Source organism: Vibrio glycogenivorans (assembly GCF_051660965.1).
Lineage (GTDB): Bacteria > Pseudomonadota > Gammaproteobacteria > Enterobacterales > Vibrionaceae > Vibrio.
In genome coordinates, this window is the sequence record NZ_JBPVIS010000013.1 from 1 (window position 1) to 17,044 (window position 17,044).

At 49.8% G+C, this 17,044-nt stretch carries 13 protein-coding genes and 1 rRNA gene; 7 read left to right on the forward strand and 7 right to left on the reverse strand.

Translation table 11 applies throughout. From position 1 onward, the window contains the following. From ACSTTG_RS19975 to rluD, 4 genes are all read right to left on the reverse strand, one after another. Nucleotides 1-117 (reverse strand): 16S ribosomal RNA (locus ACSTTG_RS19975); the annotation flags it as partial. 482 nt (nucleotides 118-599) lie between these two features. Beyond that, nucleotides 600-3,176: an ATP-dependent chaperone ClpB gene (gene clpB / locus ACSTTG_RS19980; protein ID WP_438475985.1), complete on the reverse strand. Its 2,577-nt coding sequence runs from the start codon at nucleotides 3,174-3,176 to the stop codon at nucleotides 600-602. Nucleotides 3,177-3,366: 190 nt separating this feature from the next. Next, a complete protein-coding gene (gene pgeF / locus ACSTTG_RS19985; protein WP_438476033.1) occupies nucleotides 3,367-4,110 on the reverse strand; it encodes a peptidoglycan editing factor PgeF in 744 nt (247 codons plus the stop codon). Next, the gene (gene rluD / locus ACSTTG_RS19990) at nucleotides 4,110-5,087 is read right to left on the reverse strand and encodes a 23S rRNA pseudouridine(1911/1915/1917) synthase RluD (protein WP_438475986.1); all 978 of its coding nucleotides are present in this window, start codon (nucleotides 5,085-5,087) and stop codon (nucleotides 4,110-4,112) included. Before rluD ends, pgeF begins: the two co-directional genes overlap by 1 nt. Nucleotides 5,088-5,215: 128 nt before the next feature. Between rluD and bamD the strand changes: the two genes are divergently transcribed. The 5 genes from bamD to yjjX all read left to right on the forward strand — a co-directional run bounded on the left by bamD (nucleotide 5,216) and on the right by yjjX (nucleotide 10,153). After that, nucleotides 5,216-5,941: an outer membrane protein assembly factor BamD gene (gene bamD, locus ACSTTG_RS19995; RefSeq protein WP_438475987.1), complete on the forward strand. Its 726-nt coding sequence runs from the start codon at nucleotides 5,216-5,218 to the stop codon at nucleotides 5,939-5,941. Between the two features lie 124 nt (nucleotides 5,942-6,065). Next, on the forward strand, nucleotides 6,066-7,517 hold the full coding sequence (locus ACSTTG_RS20000; RefSeq protein WP_438475989.1) for an MltF family protein: 1,452 nt from the start codon (nucleotides 6,066-6,068) through the stop codon (nucleotides 7,515-7,517). A 309-nt stretch (nucleotides 7,518-7,826) separates the two neighbouring features. Continuing rightward, nucleotides 7,827-8,153 (forward strand): ribosome hibernation-promoting factor, HPF/YfiA family, encoded by a 327-nt coding sequence (gene hpf, locus ACSTTG_RS20005; protein WP_438460989.1) that lies wholly within the window; start codon nucleotides 7,827-7,829, stop codon nucleotides 8,151-8,153. A gap of 236 nt (nucleotides 8,154-8,389) precedes the next feature. Next, nucleotides 8,390-9,565: a prephenate dehydratase gene (gene pheA / locus ACSTTG_RS20010; RefSeq protein ID WP_438460988.1), complete on the forward strand. Its 1,176-nt coding sequence runs from the start codon at nucleotides 8,390-8,392 to the stop codon at nucleotides 9,563-9,565. A 72-nt stretch (nucleotides 9,566-9,637) separates the two neighbouring features. Next, nucleotides 9,638-10,153, forward strand: a complete 516-nt coding sequence (yjjX, locus tag ACSTTG_RS20015) for an inosine/xanthosine triphosphatase (RefSeq protein WP_438475990.1) — start codon at nucleotides 9,638-9,640, stop codon at nucleotides 10,151-10,153. A 1-nt stretch (nucleotide 10,154) separates the two neighbouring features. On the opposite strand, the gene trpR is transcribed toward yjjX, so the two are convergent. After that, nucleotides 10,155-10,466, reverse strand: coding sequence for a trp operon repressor (trpR, locus tag ACSTTG_RS20020; protein WP_438475991.1), 312 nt, complete (start codon nucleotides 10,464-10,466; stop codon nucleotides 10,155-10,157). 76 nt (nucleotides 10,467-10,542) lie between these two features. Beyond that, nucleotides 10,543-12,474, reverse strand: coding sequence for a murein transglycosylase (sltY, locus tag ACSTTG_RS20025; protein ID WP_438475992.1), 1,932 nt, complete (start codon nucleotides 12,472-12,474; stop codon nucleotides 10,543-10,545). Nucleotides 12,475-12,857: 383 nt separating this feature from the next. Here sltY and ettA point away from each other — a divergent pair, with 383 nt between their 5' ends. Next, nucleotides 12,858-14,525, forward strand: coding sequence for an energy-dependent translational throttle protein EttA (gene ettA, locus ACSTTG_RS20030; RefSeq protein ID WP_438460984.1), 1,668 nt, complete (start codon nucleotides 12,858-12,860; stop codon nucleotides 14,523-14,525). 265 nt (nucleotides 14,526-14,790) lie between these two features. Then, nucleotides 14,791-15,825: a peptidoglycan DD-metalloendopeptidase family protein gene (locus ACSTTG_RS20035; protein WP_438475994.1), complete on the forward strand. Its 1,035-nt coding sequence runs from the start codon at nucleotides 14,791-14,793 to the stop codon at nucleotides 15,823-15,825. 77 nt (nucleotides 15,826-15,902) lie between these two features. On the opposite strand, the gene tyrA is transcribed toward ACSTTG_RS20035, so the two are convergent. Next, nucleotides 15,903-17,030: a bifunctional chorismate mutase/prephenate dehydrogenase gene (gene tyrA, locus ACSTTG_RS20040; RefSeq protein WP_438475996.1), complete on the reverse strand. Its 1,128-nt coding sequence runs from the start codon at nucleotides 17,028-17,030 to the stop codon at nucleotides 15,903-15,905. Between the last annotated feature and the right edge of the window lie 14 nt (nucleotides 17,031-17,044).

Consider the following 17,044-nt stretch of genomic DNA (forward strand, 5'->3'; position numbering starts at 1 on the left):
CGCCGCTCGCCGCCCAGAAACGCACCCGAAGGATTGTAACTGTCGCTGCCGCTCGACTTGCATGTGTTAGGCCTGCCGCCAGCGTTCAATCTGAGCCATGATCAAACTCTTCAATTTAAGATTTTGTCGGCTCAATGAATACTGAATTCATATCTAACGATATGTGAATTGACTGTGCCGGTATTTCTACCGATTGGTCACTCAGTTCATTGAAACCTAATTTGATACCGAAGTATCGAATTGGATTATCATCAACGAGTGCCCACACAGATTGATAGGTTTATATTTTTAAAGAGCATTGCTTTGAACTTCATCTCAAAGCGGACGGTCATTCTAGCCAAATAAATCTTAGTGTCAAACACTTTTTTGAATTTATTTTTTGAAGCTATCTAATTAACTTCAATGACCTTTTGTCTTCTCGCTTAACCGTTTGGTTTTACGTGACAACGGAGGCGCATTATAGAGATTGTTCGAAGCTTGGCAATAGCCAATTTCAAAAAAAATCAGCAAAACCATCCGTTCGGACAAATAGCGAACAATACGTGCAAAAAAAGACCGAAAACATAGGCTTTCGGTCTTTTTATTAGTGCTGGGGTTAATTATTTTTGCGTTGCAACGATATGTTGGTCCTTAACCGATAACTCAATAGGTCTATCCGGGACGATTTGTCCGCCAAGGATAGCTTTCGCTAAAGGATTCTCTACCGTCTGTTGGATCGCCCTCTTAAGTGGGCGCGCGCCATAGACAGGATCGAAACCTACCTGAGCAATAAAATCGAGTGCTTCATCACTGGTATCGAGTAAGTAGCCTTTTTCTTCCATTCGTTTGGCAAGGCGACGTAACTGGATTTGTGCAATCGACTTGATGTGTTGCTGCCCAAGTGGATGGAATACCACACTCTCATCGACTCGATTAAGAAACTCCGGTCTAAAGTGACTACCAACCACTTCCATTACCGCACTCTTGATGCCCTCATAATCTAATTGAGCAAAGTTCTCTTGGATTCGGTTTGAGCCTAGGTTCGATGTCATGATAACGACCGTATTTCTAAAGTCGACCGTTCGCCCCTGTCCATCGGTGAGTCGCCCATCATCGAGAACCTGCAGGAGAATGTTAAACACATCGGGATGCGCCTTCTCTACTTCATCTAACAAGATCACTGAATAGGGCTTGCGTCTAACCGCTTCCGTCAGGTAACCACCCTCTTCGTAGCCTACATAACCCGGAGGAGCACCAACCAATCGTGCAACCGAGTGTTTCTCCATAAACTCCGACATATCGATGCGCACCATGGCATCTTCACTATCGAACATAAAGTTCGCCAGTGTTTTGCACAGCTCGGTTTTACCGACTCCAGTTGGCCCTAAGAATAGGAATGAACCAATCGGCTTATTGGGATCCGACAGGCCTGCACGGCTACGACGAATGGCATTGGCCACCACATCGACGGCTTCTTTTTGTCCAATCACGCGCTTATGCAGAACCTCTTCCATGCGCAATAGCTTTTCTCGCTCAGCCTCAAGCATCTTCGACACAGGAATGCCGGTCGCTTTTGACAACACTTCGGCGATCTCGCTATCGGTCACCTTGTTACGCAACAGCGTCATTTCTTGCATTTCAGCTTGGGTGGCTAAGTCGAGTTGCTTCTCAAGCTCTGGGATGCGTCCATACTGAAGCTCAGACATACGGTTAAGGTCACCCGCACGACGAGCAAAGTCCATATCCATCCGGGCCTGCTCAAGCTCTGCCTTGATGTGTTGCGTACCAGACAGCGCCGCCTTTTCCGCGTTCCACACCTCTTCAAGCTCAGCAAACTCACGCTCTTTCTCGACTAGTTCAGAATTGAGCGAGTTAAGGCGCTTTTCACTAGCATCGTCTTGCTCGTTCACTAGAGCCTGCTGCTCAATCTTAAGCTGAATGATCTTACGCTCGAGCTTATCAAGCGACTCAGGCTTCGAGTCCATCTGCATACGAATGCTTGAGGCTGCCTCATCAATCAAGTCAATCGCCTTATCCGGCAACTGGCGATCAGAAACATAGCGATGAGATAAGCTTGCCGCTGCGACAATAGCGGGGTCGGTGATCTCAACGTGGTGGTGTAGCTCGTAGCGCTCTTTAAGGCCACGTAATATAGCAACGGTATCTTCTACAGTCGGCTCATCCACCAGCACTTTCTGGAAACGACGCTCGAGCGCAGGGTCTTTTTCAATGTACTGTCGATACTCATCCAGCGTCGTTGCGCCAACACAGTGTAACTCACCTCTCGCTAGGGCTGGTTTGAGCATGTTACCAGCATCCATCGAGCCTTCACCTTTACCCGCGCCAACCATAGTGTGCAGCTCATCGATAAAGAGGATGATGTTACCCTCTTCTTTGGATAGCTCATTGAGCACCGACTTGAGGCGCTCCTCAAATTCCCCGCGATATTTGGCACCGGCGACTAACGCCCCCATATCCAGAGCAAGCACGCGCCGACCACGTAGCCCCTCTGGTACCTCATCGTTGATAATACGCTGCGCCAAACCCTCAACAATTGCCGTCTTACCAACCCCAGGCTCACCGATGATCACTGGGTTGTTTTTAGTGCGGCGCTGAAGCACCTGAATGGTACGACGGATTTCATCATCACGCCCTATAACCGGGTCGAGTTTGCCCTGTTCTGCGCGCTCGGTAAGGTCAATGGTGAACTTTTCCAGTGCTTGGCGCATCTCCTCAGCATTCGGGTCATCGACCTTTTGGCCACCTCTGATCTTTTCGATCGCTTCAGTCACTTTTTGCTCGTTTAGACCGAGTTTTTTCAACAGGGCGCCTAGCGGGCCTTTATCTTCGAGTGCTGCTAGTAAAAAGATCTCTGACGAGATGTAACTGTCTTGGCGTTTTTGCGCAACCTTATCGCATAGGTTGAACATGTTGCCCATATTGCCGGACAACTGCACATCACCACCAATGCCGCTGACCTTGGGCAGCTTATCGAGTAGTTCGCTCAGTTTAGAGCGCAGGTGAGTGATGTCGACTCCAAGCATAGTCAACAATGGGCGGATAGGACTGCCATTCTGATCAAGCAAGGCCACCATCAAGTGTACCGGTTCGATATACTGGTGATCTCGACCTAGAGCCAGAGATTGGGCATCAGAAATAGCAACTTGAAATTTGCTCGTAAAACGATCTAGACGCATAACTGCCTCCATTTATTGATATAACCACAACCCGGTTAGCAGACCTGTGTGGTGTCATAAACGCTGCGCGCTAAGTGTCGCGCTTCATATATCAATAGATGGATATTTAGTGGGGATTTTTCAAGGGGAATTTTTAAAGCGAGGCTTTCAAGGTAAGAGTGATAGTTGGTAAGGCGCGGCGCTAGGGGCGCTACGCCTCAATCCAGATACAGGTCACTTGCCTTCCGGTAACGCCATCACGACGATATGAAAACAGCGATTCTTTTTCTGCGTGGGTGCACAACTCACTACGGTACACCTCATCAACACCAAACCGGTTGAGCACTATTGTCGCTAGTAGGTGCATGTTGGCAAAATACTTACCACTCTCAACTGAGCTCGGTTTGAATGCCGCTTGCGCTTGACTATTTTGCCCAACAAAGGCATCAAACACATCTTGGCCAACCTCAAAGGCGTCAGGGCCAATCGCTGGCCCCAACCAAGCGATAATATCGCTTGGAGATTCAACCGCAAACTTAGCTAAGGCGTTGTCGACAATCCCATTGGCCAAACCACGCCAACCGGCATGCACCGCCGCTACCTGCGTCCCCGCTTTATCGGTGAGTAGGACAGGAAGGCAATCCGCCGTCATCGCCGCGCATACCACGCCTTGCACGTTGGTGAAGGTGGCATCCGCATCAATCACCTCGGCAGTGGGCTGCACCAGCTCATGAACATAGTTGGAGTGAGTCTGATTTAGCCATACTGGATTCGAAGGCATCTGGGCCGCGAACACCAAGCGCTGCCGATTGAGTTCCACTGTACTGTTGATGTCCCCAACGTGCATGCCGACATTGAGTGAATCGTATGGGGCAAGCGAGGCCCCGCCTTTTCTTAGCGAAGATATCGCCTTGATATTCGCTGGCGCAGGCCAGTTAGGGACAATTATCATAATTAGAACTCGTCTGCTAGACCGTGGATCTGTGTGTCTTCACGCAGCGCTTCCGTAATGGCTACCATGTCATCTGGGATTGGGGCGTGGAACTCAACCTCTTCACGGGTCACTGGGTGCTCAAACTTGAGCATTGCCGCATGCAGCGCCTGACGGTCAAACTGGCGAATATGCTCAGTCAGCTCCTCAGAGGCACCATTAGGAATACGTGCGCGACCACCGTATGCCGTATCACCTAACAGTGGGTGCTGAAGGTACGACATATGCACACGGATCTGGTGAGTACGGCCTGTCTCTAGGCGCAGACGAATGCGCGTGTGCTCACGGAAATGCTCCGCAACGCGGTAATGGGTTACCGCAGGCTTACCCATTGGACTGACAGCCATCAAGGTACGCTTGGTTGAGTGACGACCAATTGGCTGCTCAACGCGGCCACCAGCGGTCATACGACCAATCGCAATCGCCTCATATTCACGGGTGATGTTGCGTTTTTGCAGTGCGCGAACCAGGCGTGTTTGTGCCGGAACGGTTTTCGCTACCACCATCAAACCTGTGGTGTCTTTATCCAGACGGTGAACAATCCCGGCACGTGGCACTTCTGCCACCTGTGGGCAGTGGTGCAGCAATGCGTTGAGTACGGTGCCATCGGGTGTACCCGCGCCTGGGTGAACAACAAAATCACGAGGTTTGTTGATTACCAAGATATCATCGTCTTCGTAGACAATGTCCAACGGAATGTCTTGTGCTTCCCAGCGCTCTTCGTCCTCAAGCTCTGCTTGCAGCACGATTACCTCGCCACCCATCACCTTGGTGCGCGGCTTAGTGACAACTTGACCATCCACTGATACCTTGCCTGACAATAGCCACTCCTTGAGTCGCGAGCGGGAGAAATCAGAGAACAATTCAGCGATTGCCTGATCCAGACGCTGACCTAGTTGGCTATCTTGTACGGTTTGTGTTAACTCAATCTGTTGTGCCATATCGAACTTTTTTAAAAACTGTGAGACTAATGACCACTACTGTGGAAGAATAGGCGCTATTGTATCTGTTACAGTGTAGAAAGTAACGGAAGCGCAGAAAATATTTAATTATGGATTGAACACCTGACATGAAATACCGCACTTTATCAGGCCTACTCGCAACTGCACTTCTTTTCGGCTGTTCGAGCACCGAAGAAATTGTCCCTGACGTACCACCTTCAGAGCTTTACGCTGAGGCGCAAACTGCCTTGCAGGGCGGCAATTGGATAACGGCTATTGAACAACTTGAGGCTCTGGACTCTCGCTACCCATTTGGCGCTTACTCTGAGCAGGTACAATTAGATCTGATCTATGCCTACTACAAGAACGATGACCTGCCACTTGGCCTCGCCACGATTGAGCGTTTTATGCGCCTTAATCCAACCCATGAAAAAATCGATTGGGTGTTGTACATGCGTGGCTTGACGCATATGGCGCAAGACCGCAACTTTATGCACGACATCTTTAATGTCGATCGTAGCGATCGTGACCCTGAGCCGGTTAAGGCTGCTTTCGCTGATTTCAAGCGACTGCTAGAGCGTTACCCGAACAGCCAGTATGGCAATGATGCACGTCAACGTATGTTGGCCCTAACCAATCGCCTAGCCGAGTACGATCTGGCGACCGCTGACTTTTATCTGCGTCGTGAGGCCTGGATTGCGGCCATCAATCGTGCCCAAGAGCTACAGCGTACCTACCCGGACACGAAAGCGGCTCGCAAATCTTTACGCATTCAACTTCAAGCTTACGAACAGCTTGGCCTGCAAGAGCCTGCGCAGCGTACCCGAGAATTAATCGAACTCAATCCGCTGTAATCTCGCTATTTTCCCTTTGAGCGGCTACCTTTTAGGTAGCCGTTTTTATTTGCTCCCCTGCTCGCTGATACGCCACTTTGCTACTAACCCCGAACAAACTTCTCTTTAGTGCGTGAGGTTTACTATGCAGTTATTCCGCTACCTGATGGTGTTATGCACCTGCCTTTCCCTCAATGCCTGGGGGCTGGCACTTGCCCCCCTACAAAAAGACCCTTATCTAGGAGACATGGATACTTTCATCGAAAAAGGGGTAGTGCGGGTATTGGTCTCAGCTGACCTTGGTTTTTACTACGTAGAATCTGGGCGACCGAAAGGCATCGTCGCCGAGTTGCTTTACAACTATGAGCAACAGCTAAAAAAACGCTCTGCCTATCTCAAGATTCAGGTGATTCCTGTCGCGCGTGATGACCTTATTCCGTCACTTACCAAGGGCTACGGTGATTTGGCGGTCGCTAACCTTACGATTACCCCTAAACGCTCCCTACAGGTTGATTTTAGCGACCCTCTAACCAATACGGTACGCGAACTTTTTATCACCGATAAGGCGCACTCCCCCATCACCAGCATCGAACAGTTGAGTGGTGAAGAGGTTTGGGTTCGTAGTAGCTCGAGCTATTTTGAGAGCCTGCAAAAGATCAATGCAGAGCTGCATGAGAGAGATCTTCCACCTATGTTGATCGAGTTTGTCGAGGAGACACTGCAAGACTATGAATTGTTGGAAATGATCAACCAAGGCCATATCAGTAAAACCGTGCTTGATGGCCATAAAGCCAAGCTTTGGCTCGATGTCGTCGACAACATCCAGATCCACGATACGCTCCCTCTGCGTGAAAATGGTCAGATAGCCTGGGCCATGCGTAAGCAGTCTCCACAGCTCAAGTCTTCGGTGAACAAGTTCATCAAAACCGCTAAGGCCGGTACCCTGCTTGGCAACGTGCTTTACGGCAAGTACATCCAAAACACTAGCTGGTTAAAGCAGATCCTCAACCCAACTAAGATCGAGCGCCTGGAATCCCTCTCGGGTATTTTCGAGACCTACTCAGAGCGCTATGGCTTTGACTCTCTAATGATCTCCGCGCAGAGCTTTCAAGAGTCTGGGCTTGATCAGAGTAAAGTCTCTCGGGCTGGCGCCGTTGGGATCATGCAGATCCTCCCCAGCACAGCCAAAGACCCGAATGTCAATATTCCCAATATTTATGAAGTGGAAAACAACATTCATGCCGGAGTAAAGTACATGCGCTTTATCAAAGACCGCTACTTTGATGACGACAGCATCACCGCGGACAATCAGGTCTACTTTGCACTCGCCGCCTATAACGCCGGACCTGGCAATATTCGCCGCATGCGTCGCCTTGCAGAGAAAAACGGCTATGACCCTAACCAATGGTTTCACAATGTGGAGATAGTGACGCGACGAAACATCAGTCGCGAGCCTGTGGAGTATGTGGCAAATATCAATCGGTATTACGTGATTTATAAGCAGCTCGAAGAGATCTATGAGCATGAAGAGAGCAGCAATGCAGCCACATTGACAACAAAACCGAGACTATCAGAAAGAAACCAACGGGAAGATTAACGCACTAGAGGAGAGACAATGATACTCGTCACACTTTTTGGTTGAGCAAAAAACCGACACCAACCAAGCTTAGGTTGTACAAAGCCCCTAAAAAACCGGGGATTTTTAGTAACGACTCTTACCAATCTAACCACTCAACGAGCTAACTCAAGTTTTTATGCCAATCTTTTTGCCAGTCTTTGTCAGCGATCACATTTGTGTTTGTCATCAAAATTACACCTCACAAGGGTGATCAGCATCACGTTATTTCACCACTAGAAACGTAATCTGGAGTTAACCCATGAGGGATGACACAGAGGAAACACACATATGAAAATAAACATGACTGGCAAGAACATCGAACTAACCTCTGCTATCCGCGCTCATATTGAGAGTAAATTCAAAAAGCTAGAAAAGTGGCAAGTTGACATTATTAGCTGCCAAGCTAGCATCAGTGAGGAACCAAACAAACAGAAAAAAATCGAAGCGATCATCACTGTACCAAAGGGCCAACTCATCGCTTCGGCAAGTGGAGAAGACCTCTACGCAGCAATTAATGAAGCTGAACAAAAACTCGAGCGCCAACTTAACAAACTGAGACACAAACCAGCAGCGCGCCGAGCTGAGAAACCTGAACTTGAGCCAATTGAAGAATAACCCACAACGAAAGTGAGATTAGCGCCCGCAAGGGCGCTTTTTTTTTGCTTGACGCTCATTGGGCGCTTGCTTATTGTAGAGGCAGATAGATTAAATTTTAGATACTTATGCAGACTTCACGATTTTTCTTTGGCCTCTTTTTTATCCGGTAATCCCTGGAGGCTAAGTGGTTCGTGTCGCAACATCAGATGAACAAAAGCCTCCCCCCAGGGAGGCTTTTTCGTAAGGACATCAATATGAGTGAAACCCAGTATTCGTTGGATAAAATCCGCCTGCGCCTCAATGAACTCGACGATCAGTTGCTTAAACTGCTCTCCGAGCGACGCCAAATGAGCATCGAGGTCGCAAAATCTAAGGTACAGACCTCTAAGCCAGTACGCGACGCGAGCCGCGAGCAAGAGTTGTTGGTTAAACTGATCAACAATGGCAAGTCTAAGTACCAGCTCGATGCTGAATACATCACTAAGTTGTTTCACACCATCATTGAAGACTCCGTCCTGCTCCAGCAAGCCTACCTGCAAGAGCTTGCCAATCCGGACCACCAAAAACCCCTCGCGCGTGTCGCCTTCCTTGGAGCCAAAGGCTCATATTCGCATCTGGCCAGCCGAGAGTTTTTCTCGAGAAAAAATATGGAGCTGGTTGAGCTCAACTGCGATGTGTTCAAAGAAGTTGCCAAAACTGTTGAGAGCGGTCACGCTGACTACGGGGTTTTGCCAATCGAAAACACCAGCTCTGGCTCAATCAACGAGGTCTATGATCTGCTACAGCACACGACCCTTTACATTGTTGGTGAGCTGACTTTGCCCATCGAGCACTGCCTCGTCGGTGTCAGCGATGTCCGTCTTGAGGAAATCACCACCCTGTACTCGCACCCACAGCCTCATCAGCAGTGCAGTGAGTTCCTGAGCCGCCTGAAGAACGTCAAGCTGAAAACCTGTGCCAGCACCGCGGATGCAATGAAAAAGGTTCAAGAGTTGAACCAGCCTGAAATTGCAGCTATCGGCAATGCTTCAAGCGGTAAACTGTATGGGTTGCAGCCTCTACAAGGCAATATCTCAAACCAAACTGAAAACCATACTCGTTTTATCGTGGTAGCGCGCAAACCGGTTGATGTTTCACCGCAGATCCCGGCCAAAAGCACCTTGATAATGTCGACATCACAGCAAGCTGGCTCTCTCGTTCAAACTCTGCTCGTGCTGCAGCGCTTTGGTATCAATATGACTAAGCTAGAGTCACGCCCAATTATGGGCAATCCGTGGGAGGAGATGTTCTACGTCGACCTCGAGGCACATCTGGACTCAGAGGACATGCAGCAAGCCCTTGAGCAGCTGACCAAGATTACCAAACACCTGAAAGTGCTTGGCTGTTACCCGAGTGAGAATGTAAAACCCACTCAGGTTAAATTGATATAATCGCTTTCCCCCGCAACCACCAAGGGCTTGTCGGGGGCTTTATCCAATGAAACTAAGGTCAACTACCAGCCCATGAAAACCGTCGTTATCGCCTCACTTAACCCCGCTAAAATCGATGCTGTAAAAGCTGCATTTAGTGCTGTATTCCCTGAGCAGAATTTTGATTATCAAGGGGTAAGTGTAGCCAGTGAGGTCGCGGATCAACCAATGTCGAATGCCGAGACCAAGCAAGGCGCACTTAACCGTGTGAGTAATGCTCGCCAGGCAGCAACAGATGGTGACTTTTATGTCGGCCTTGAGGCCGGAATTGAGGAGAGTTCCACCTTTGCCTGGATGATCATCGAGTCGGGAAACCTGCGCGGCGAGTCTCGCTCATCAAGCCTGCAACTGCCACCAGTTGTAATGAACAAAATCCGCCAAGGTAAAGAACTTGGTGATGTGATGGATGAAGTGTTCTCAACCGAGAATATCAAACAAAAAGGTGGGGCGATTGGTTTGCTAACGAACCACCTGCTCACTCGCAGCAGTGTTTACCAGCAGGCGCTTATTCTCGCGCTGATCCCATTTTCAAACCCCGACCACTTTTGATTTAGTCTGCGCGTGAGCGGTCTTTAAGGACTAGCTGCTCAATGATCGCTTTTTGCTCGCTTGTTTTTGATTTCAACTCTGCCGAGCCGCGCGTAATGGTCGCAACCCCCACGCCAAGTAGCTGACTAATTTGGCGCTGGGAAAGATCCCCCTTGAGTAGCTCACACACAATGTTCACCCGTGTCTGTATCGCCTCACGCTCATCGGGTGTCATCAACATCGTCAGCAGTAGCTCATGTTGACCCTGCTCAACCGATTCCTTGATCAGCGCGCTTATCTCTGCCCAATGATTATATTCTGGTTTTGATGACATGTGAGCGACCCTTAAACATACAACGAAACCCCAATATTACCGCCAGTGATGACAAAATCCTATCCCCTCCCTGAGGTTAATAGCGTTGAAGCAATTCCTGCTCGGTAAGAAACTGCGCCGGGAGTTCTAGGTTATCTCGATAGTAGGTTTCAAACATCAGGATATTCTGCACATAGTTGCGAGTCTCATAAAATGGGATCGCTTCGATAAAGGCAAAAACATCCAGTTGCGCATCGCTGCGCTCTCGCCACTGCCTAACACGGCCAGGGCCGGCATTATATGCAGCCAAAGCAAAAATCCGATTGTCATCATAACGATTCATCAAGCTCTTCAGGTACTGACTGCCAATCTCGATGTTCTTTTCCACCTGATATAATTGCTGACTACCGGAGTAACTAAGTCCAAATTTCCTCGCCGTGTCTTTTGCCGTAGCTGGCATGATCTGCATGATCCCTCTTGCTCCAACCGGTGAGCGCGCCTCAACATCAAGCGCACTCTCTTGCCGTGCCAACGAGAGCAGTGTGGTGAGGTTGAGGTCGTGACGCTTGGCGTAAAACTCAAACCACCAGCGGTGAGCAATCGGAAAGCGCAGCTCGATGTTATCCCACATCTGTGCCTCAATGGTGGCTGTGACAGTCAGGTTATACCAACGCTTGCTTGCGGCAAAACTGGCGAGCAGCTGTTTGTCTCCTTGCTCAACACGACTGAGCAAAAAGCGCCACTCGCTCTTCGCGGTGGTGATTTTGTCCCGTCGTATCAGCTCTTCTATCCGAGCGAGGCTTGATTGGTAAGCCGCCACCTGGCTTTGCTCAAAAGGCTGGCTGCTGGTGGGGTACTGATAGTCCTGCTCTAAAGCCGTCGCTGCTGCAACGCTGTAAAAATTACGCTCCCCAACCAGGCTTTGCAGTTGCAACTCACCACGCTCGGTATTGTCCAGCGCAAGATCCGCCCTCGCCTGCCAATAACTCCAGCGCTGGGATTGCAGCGCATCTGAACTAAGTAAGCTTAGCCACATCTCGACGCCCGCCCAATCCGCTTGTCCGATCGCCAATCGCACACGGCGCTCGATTAAGCTCTGATCACGGGTTCGCTCGATGACTGCATCGCGCCACGAGATTAAGCGCTGGCTGTCTGTGGTCATCAGTCGCCTTGCGGTATAGTCCGCGACTGACTGTAACTGCTCGGGCGTCAAAAAGTTGGGCTTTATCTGTTCTTGAGCCTTGATGGATTGCTCGGTATCACTACGAGCCAGTTTTTTCAAAGCCAACTCAACCAGCTTCTGGTTATAAGCATTTACTGACTGCTGACTTGTAAAGGTGACAACGGTATTTGGCTTGCGATTGAGCGCCAACACTTGCTCCGCCGTGCTCTGTGCTTGCTCAGATTTAGCCTGACGACTAAGGTAACTCATCAAACTGCTGTTACGCTGTTCAAACGCCAATAGCATTCGCTCGAGAATATCTTGATCGGTTTTGTGACCCGCTTTCGACCAAGCCCTAAAAAGTGGGTCACACGCATCACTGACGCTGCGGCCACTTTGCCATAGGGTTTTCGCACCTGCATAAGCAGCATCGGTATCCCCAGTCTCAAGCTTGGCGACATAGTACTGGCATCGATAACGCTCATCATTTGGCAGATTGGGCTGAAAGACCAGCCAATCACTCCAGCGACGTTTAGCCGCGAGGCCATCGAGATAGATCGCACGAATCGAGCGAGAAAAAGGCAAGGTGTTGTGGTCAGCGATAAACTGCTCAACCTCAGCGGGGCTGCGCTCAGCTAGATCAATCAAGAACACACGGTAGTCTAAATAAGGGGTAAGTGGGTATTGGGTGATTTGCGAGCGCAGAGCAGAAAAGCGCTCAATTTGACGCATCTCGACCAGTGCCTTGGCATCATCATACATCTTACGCTGCTCTTCAAGCGTGGCTCCCTTGGCCTTTGATAGCCAACTGCTACCAAGAGCCAACACCGCCGCGGCCGCACAGCATGCGGTTGCAATTTTCAACATCGAGTGTCCTTTTGATCAATACATCTTCGCCCAGCCACGCTTGTCCCTGCGCCGCTGTATGGCTGTTTATCAATTAAGTCTAGGATAAGCTCACCGTATACCCAAGTGACCCCAAGGTGCAGACTTCAGAACCAACATACTCGCACATATCAAGAACAATCACTGCAGACACGGCCCTTCTTTTACAGTCATTTGACGCGGCCCCGACCTGGAATTTGATTCTCTCAGGGCAAGTTTGCTCAGTTCGCGGAAACCGCTGCTTGAGGTTACTTGGCGACACGAGAATTTGGATTGTTTAAATTCCAAGGTTGGTAACATCTTGTAGGGAATTGGTATAAAATAGAGGATTGGATTTGCAATTATATTTTTAGGAACGATCGGCAATGGCTGAATACGTATATACCATGTCGCGGGTGAGCAAAATCGTGCCACCAAAGCGTCAAATTCTTAAAGACATTTCTCTAAGCTTCTTCCCAGGTGCAAAGATTGGTGTTCTCGGCCTAAATGGTGCGGGTAAATCGACCCTGCTGCGTATCATGGCTGGAATTGATACAGATATCGATGGTGAAGCGCGCCCACAACCGGGCCTGAACGTGGGTTACCTACCTCAGGAGCCAGTGCTGGATGAGTCGAAGACGGTCCGTGAAATCGTTGAAGAAGCGGTGTCTGATGTTGCTGGTGCGATGAAACGTCTTGATGAGGTATATGCCGCTTATGCAGAGCCGGATGCCGACTTTGATGCCCTAGCGAAAGAGCAAGGTGAGCTAGAAGCGCTGATCCAGGCAAAAGATGGCCATAACCTAGAGAACTCACTTGAGCGTGCCGCTGATGCGCTGCGTTTACCAGAGTGGGATGCGAAGATTGAACACCTTTCTGGTGGTGAGCGTCGCCGCGTCGCTATCTGTCGCCTTCTGCTTGAGAAGCCAGACATGCTGCTACTCGATGAGCCAACCAACCACTTGGATGCTGAATCAGTTGCATGGCTAGAGCGCTTCTTGGTTGATTACACGGGTACCGTTGTTGCGATTACCCACGACCGCTACTTCCTCGATAATGCAGCAGGCTGGATCCTAGAGCTTGACCGCGGTGAGGGTATCCCATGGGAAGGTAACTACACCTCTTGGCTTGAGCAAAAAGATGCGCGTCTACAACAAGAAGCCTCACAAGAGAAAGCTCGCCAAAAAACCATTGAGAAAGAGCTGGAATGGGTTCGTCAAAACCCGAAAGGTCGCCAAGCGAAATCTAAGGCGCGTATGGCACGCTTTGAAGAGCTACAAAGCGGCGATCACCAGAAGCGTAATGAAACCAACGAACTGTTTATCCCACCAGGTGAGCGTCTAGGTGACAAGGTTATCGACGTGCAGAATCTGACCAAGTCCTTTGACGGTCGTGTTCTGATTGATGATCTCTCATTCAGCATGCCAAAAGGCGCTATCGTCGGTATCATTGGTGCCAACGGTGCAGGTAAGTCGACCCTATTCAAGATGCTTAGCGGCACTGAGCAACCAGACTCAGGTACCATCGAGATGGGTGACACAGTGAAACTGGCATCGGTGGATCAGTTCCGTGACAGCATGGACGACAGCAAAACAGTATTCCAAGAGATCTCTGAAGGCGCTGATATCATCAAGATCAATAACTTTGAGATCCCAGCGCGTGCTTACTGCTCACGCTTTAACTTCAAAGGCTCAGATCAGCAGAAGATCATTGGTGAGCTATCTGGCGGTGAGCGCAACCGTGTTCACTTGGCGAAACTGCTTAAAGCCGGTGGTAACGTACTGCTACTCGATGAGCCAACCAACGACCTTGATGTAGAGACCCTACGTGCACTGGAAGAAGCGCTGCTTGAGTTCCCTGGCTGTGCCATGGTTATCTCGCACGACCGCTGGTTCCTAGACCGCATCGCAACCCACATCATCGACTACCGTGATGAGGGTCAGGTTAACTTCTACGAAGGTAACTACACCGAGTACATGGAGTGGTTGAAGAAGACCCTTGGTCCTGAGGCAGCAGAGCCACACCGCATTAAATACAAACGTATTGCTAAGTAACATTTACGCTTTAATTTTTTAGACAAAGCCGCTAGAGATAGCGGCTTTTGTGATCTTGATTCATAAAAACCACACACATCACGTGCTAAATTGATAGCTTTGTTCCAGTTATGGACTAGGGACCTTGACCAAACCTAACCTATCGCGAGTGCAGCGGCGGTTTTGGTAAGCGAGGCTTAACACTCCGCCCCAGAATAATAAGACAACGAGCTTATGCGGTGTGGCTTGAGGAAGATCCTAGTTTTTTACCCCAAACCAAGAAGCTATGTCTAAAAAAATAACAATACAGGTTCCAGCGGCAGCGGGAGAGCAGCACTTTGCTCTATCTCGAGTCGCTCTCAGTGGTTTATTATTCGTCGGTACGGTGTGTATTGGTGCAACCGCTGCCTATATCCACTCAAGCCAAACTCAGATCCAACAACTTCATCAAGCACTTTCAGCCTCGCAACAAGAGTCGATGCACTCGCGTCAACAACATCGGACACTGCTAAAGACTCAGCATGACTTAGAGATGTTGCTCGCTGAGCAAGAAGATGAAGTGCACCAACTCAATCAAGATCTCGCCAGTAAGCAACAAGAGATAAAGATTCTCGGTCAACGGGTTTATGACGTTGAGCATGTGCTTGGGTTAACAGATGAAACTGACCCGACGTATCAAGATCAGCTTGAGCAGCGCATCGATGCTGCCGCGCTCAACTCCGCAGTGAGAGCGACGCTGTTGCGCCTATTGCCCAATGACACACCCGTCAATTTCGGCCGAGTATCGTCCTCATTTGGCCGTCGCACCAACCCAATTACTGGCAAGGTTCATACCCATACCGGTATCGACCTCACCTGTCAGGTGGGTGAGCCTATCTATGCACCCGCCGATGGCGTGATCGAAACCGTGCGTCCAAGTGACAGTGGCTTTGGCAACTTCTTAACCGTGCGCCACGCCTATGGCTTTATGACGTCCTATGCACACCTACACCAGTTTAAGGCGCGCAGCGGTGCCTTTGTTGCCAAGGGCGATCAAATCGCCACTTGTGGCAACTCAGGCAACTCCACTGGGCCACACCTGCACTACGAAATCCGCTTTTTAGGTCGAGCCCTCAACCCGCAATACAGCATCGATTGGTCACCGGATAACTTTGATTATCTGTTTGAGAAAGAAAAGCGAGTCAACTGGCAACCCCTGCTGGAGCTCGTCGACAACTCAGTCAGAATGCAGGTCAACCTCACCAATGCTCCTTCTAGCAGTCCATCACTAAAGACGGCTAGCCATGAGGCGGATATTGACAGAGAGCTAAGCACCCAATAAATCGCACTCGCGCAAAAACACAAAAGGCGACCCTATGGTCGCCTTTCTTTCCCTGTGGGTTCGCTGTGGGTAAACAACTAGCCTCGATGAATACTGTCGTTTGCCTGCTTGAGTAGGTGCTGGCTTTCAGACATAAACTGCTGTGAGTAATCACCAAACCAGTCACTAACCTGCTCAAAGCTATCTACAAAATGACGTTTGTCTTTACCATCAAGCAGCGCCAGTGCCTCACCAAAGCAATGGTGGAAACGCTTAATCATATCGATGTTCTCTTGCGAGGAGAGAATAATGTCACCGTAAAGATTCGGGTCTTGCGCAAACAGACGCCCAACCATTGCCAGCTCCAAGCGATAAATTGGTGAGCTAAGCTGAAGCAACTTATCGATATTAGGGTTCTCACGACTCAGGTGTAGACCATAGGCAAACGAGGTAAAGTGGCGTAGCGCTTGGATTAACGTCATACCGTGATCGTGCTCCTGAGCATCGACCGAGCACAAGCTTGCTCCCCAGATAGAAAACTGCTCTAAGAGCCATTGGTAATGCTCAGGCATACGTCCATCACAGTAGACTATTACCTGCTTGGCTAGGCTGGCCACATCCGGTCCAAACATCGGGTGTAAGCCCACCACTGGGCCTGAGTGAACCTGTTTCATCGCCTCAAGAGGCTGTGATTTAATCGAAGTCAGGTCGCACAAGATACAATCTGGCGGCAGATTTCCAAGCCGTTCAATCACGCCCTTGGTTAAGTGAATCGGCACTGTTACAACCACTAATCCCGCATCAGTCAGCAATTCATCCGCGCGATGCCAATCTTGGCTGCCCAACACCTTCACCTGGTAGCCAGATAGAGTGAACATGCGTGCAAACAGGCCACCGAGCTGGCCACGACCGCCGATGATAACAACCGAACGCAGCTCAGGGTTGAGACATTTAAACCCAGAGTCTTTCTCACTCGCATAGGACTCACGCATGGTGCGACGCAGAATATCCTCGATCAATTGAGGCGGTACGCCCTTCTTCTCTGCCTCTTCGCGTCGGGAGGCCAGCATCGCGGCTTCTCGGTCTGGGGCATAGATAGGCAGGCCATGTTCACTTTTGACCTCGCCGACCTTCTCCACTAGCGCAAGGCGCTGGGCAAGAAGGTCTAAGATTTGCTTGTCGACTGCGTCAATTTGATCGCGTAATCCGTTCAGTTCAACTGCCATGGTGTTCCTTGTTC

Excerpts from the sequence above, each read along its gene's own strand:
- hpf (WP_438460989.1), top strand. The coding sequence starts at position 7,827 with ATGAAAATAAACATGACTGGCAAGAACATCGAACTAACCTCTGCTATC.
- rluD (WP_438475986.1), bottom strand. The coding sequence starts at position 5,087 with ATGGCACAACAGATTGAGTTAACACAAACCGTACAAGATAGCCAACTA.
- bamD (WP_438475987.1), top strand. The coding sequence starts at position 5,216 with ATGAAATACCGCACTTTATCAGGCCTACTCGCAACTGCACTTCTTTTC.
- ACSTTG_RS20000 (WP_438475989.1), top strand. The coding sequence starts at position 6,066 with ATGCAGTTATTCCGCTACCTGATGGTGTTATGCACCTGCCTTTCCCTC.
- ACSTTG_RS20035 (WP_438475994.1), top strand. The coding sequence starts at position 14,791 with ATGTCTAAAAAAATAACAATACAGGTTCCAGCGGCAGCGGGAGAGCAG.
- pheA (WP_438460988.1), top strand. The coding sequence starts at position 8,390 with ATGAGTGAAACCCAGTATTCGTTGGATAAAATCCGCCTGCGCCTCAAT.
- yjjX (WP_438475990.1), top strand. The coding sequence starts at position 9,638 with ATGAAAACCGTCGTTATCGCCTCACTTAACCCCGCTAAAATCGATGCT.
- sltY (WP_438475992.1), bottom strand. The coding sequence starts at position 12,474 with ATGTTGAAAATTGCAACCGCATGCTGTGCGGCCGCGGCGGTGTTGGCT.
- tyrA (WP_438475996.1), bottom strand. The coding sequence starts at position 17,030 with ATGGCAGTTGAACTGAACGGATTACGCGATCAAATTGACGCAGTCGAC.
- clpB (WP_438475985.1), bottom strand. The coding sequence starts at position 3,176 with ATGCGTCTAGATCGTTTTACGAGCAAATTTCAAGTTGCTATTTCTGAT.
- ettA (WP_438460984.1), top strand. The coding sequence starts at position 12,858 with ATGGCTGAATACGTATATACCATGTCGCGGGTGAGCAAAATCGTGCCA.
- trpR (WP_438475991.1), bottom strand. The coding sequence starts at position 10,466 with ATGTCATCAAAACCAGAATATAATCATTGGGCAGAGATAAGCGCGCTG.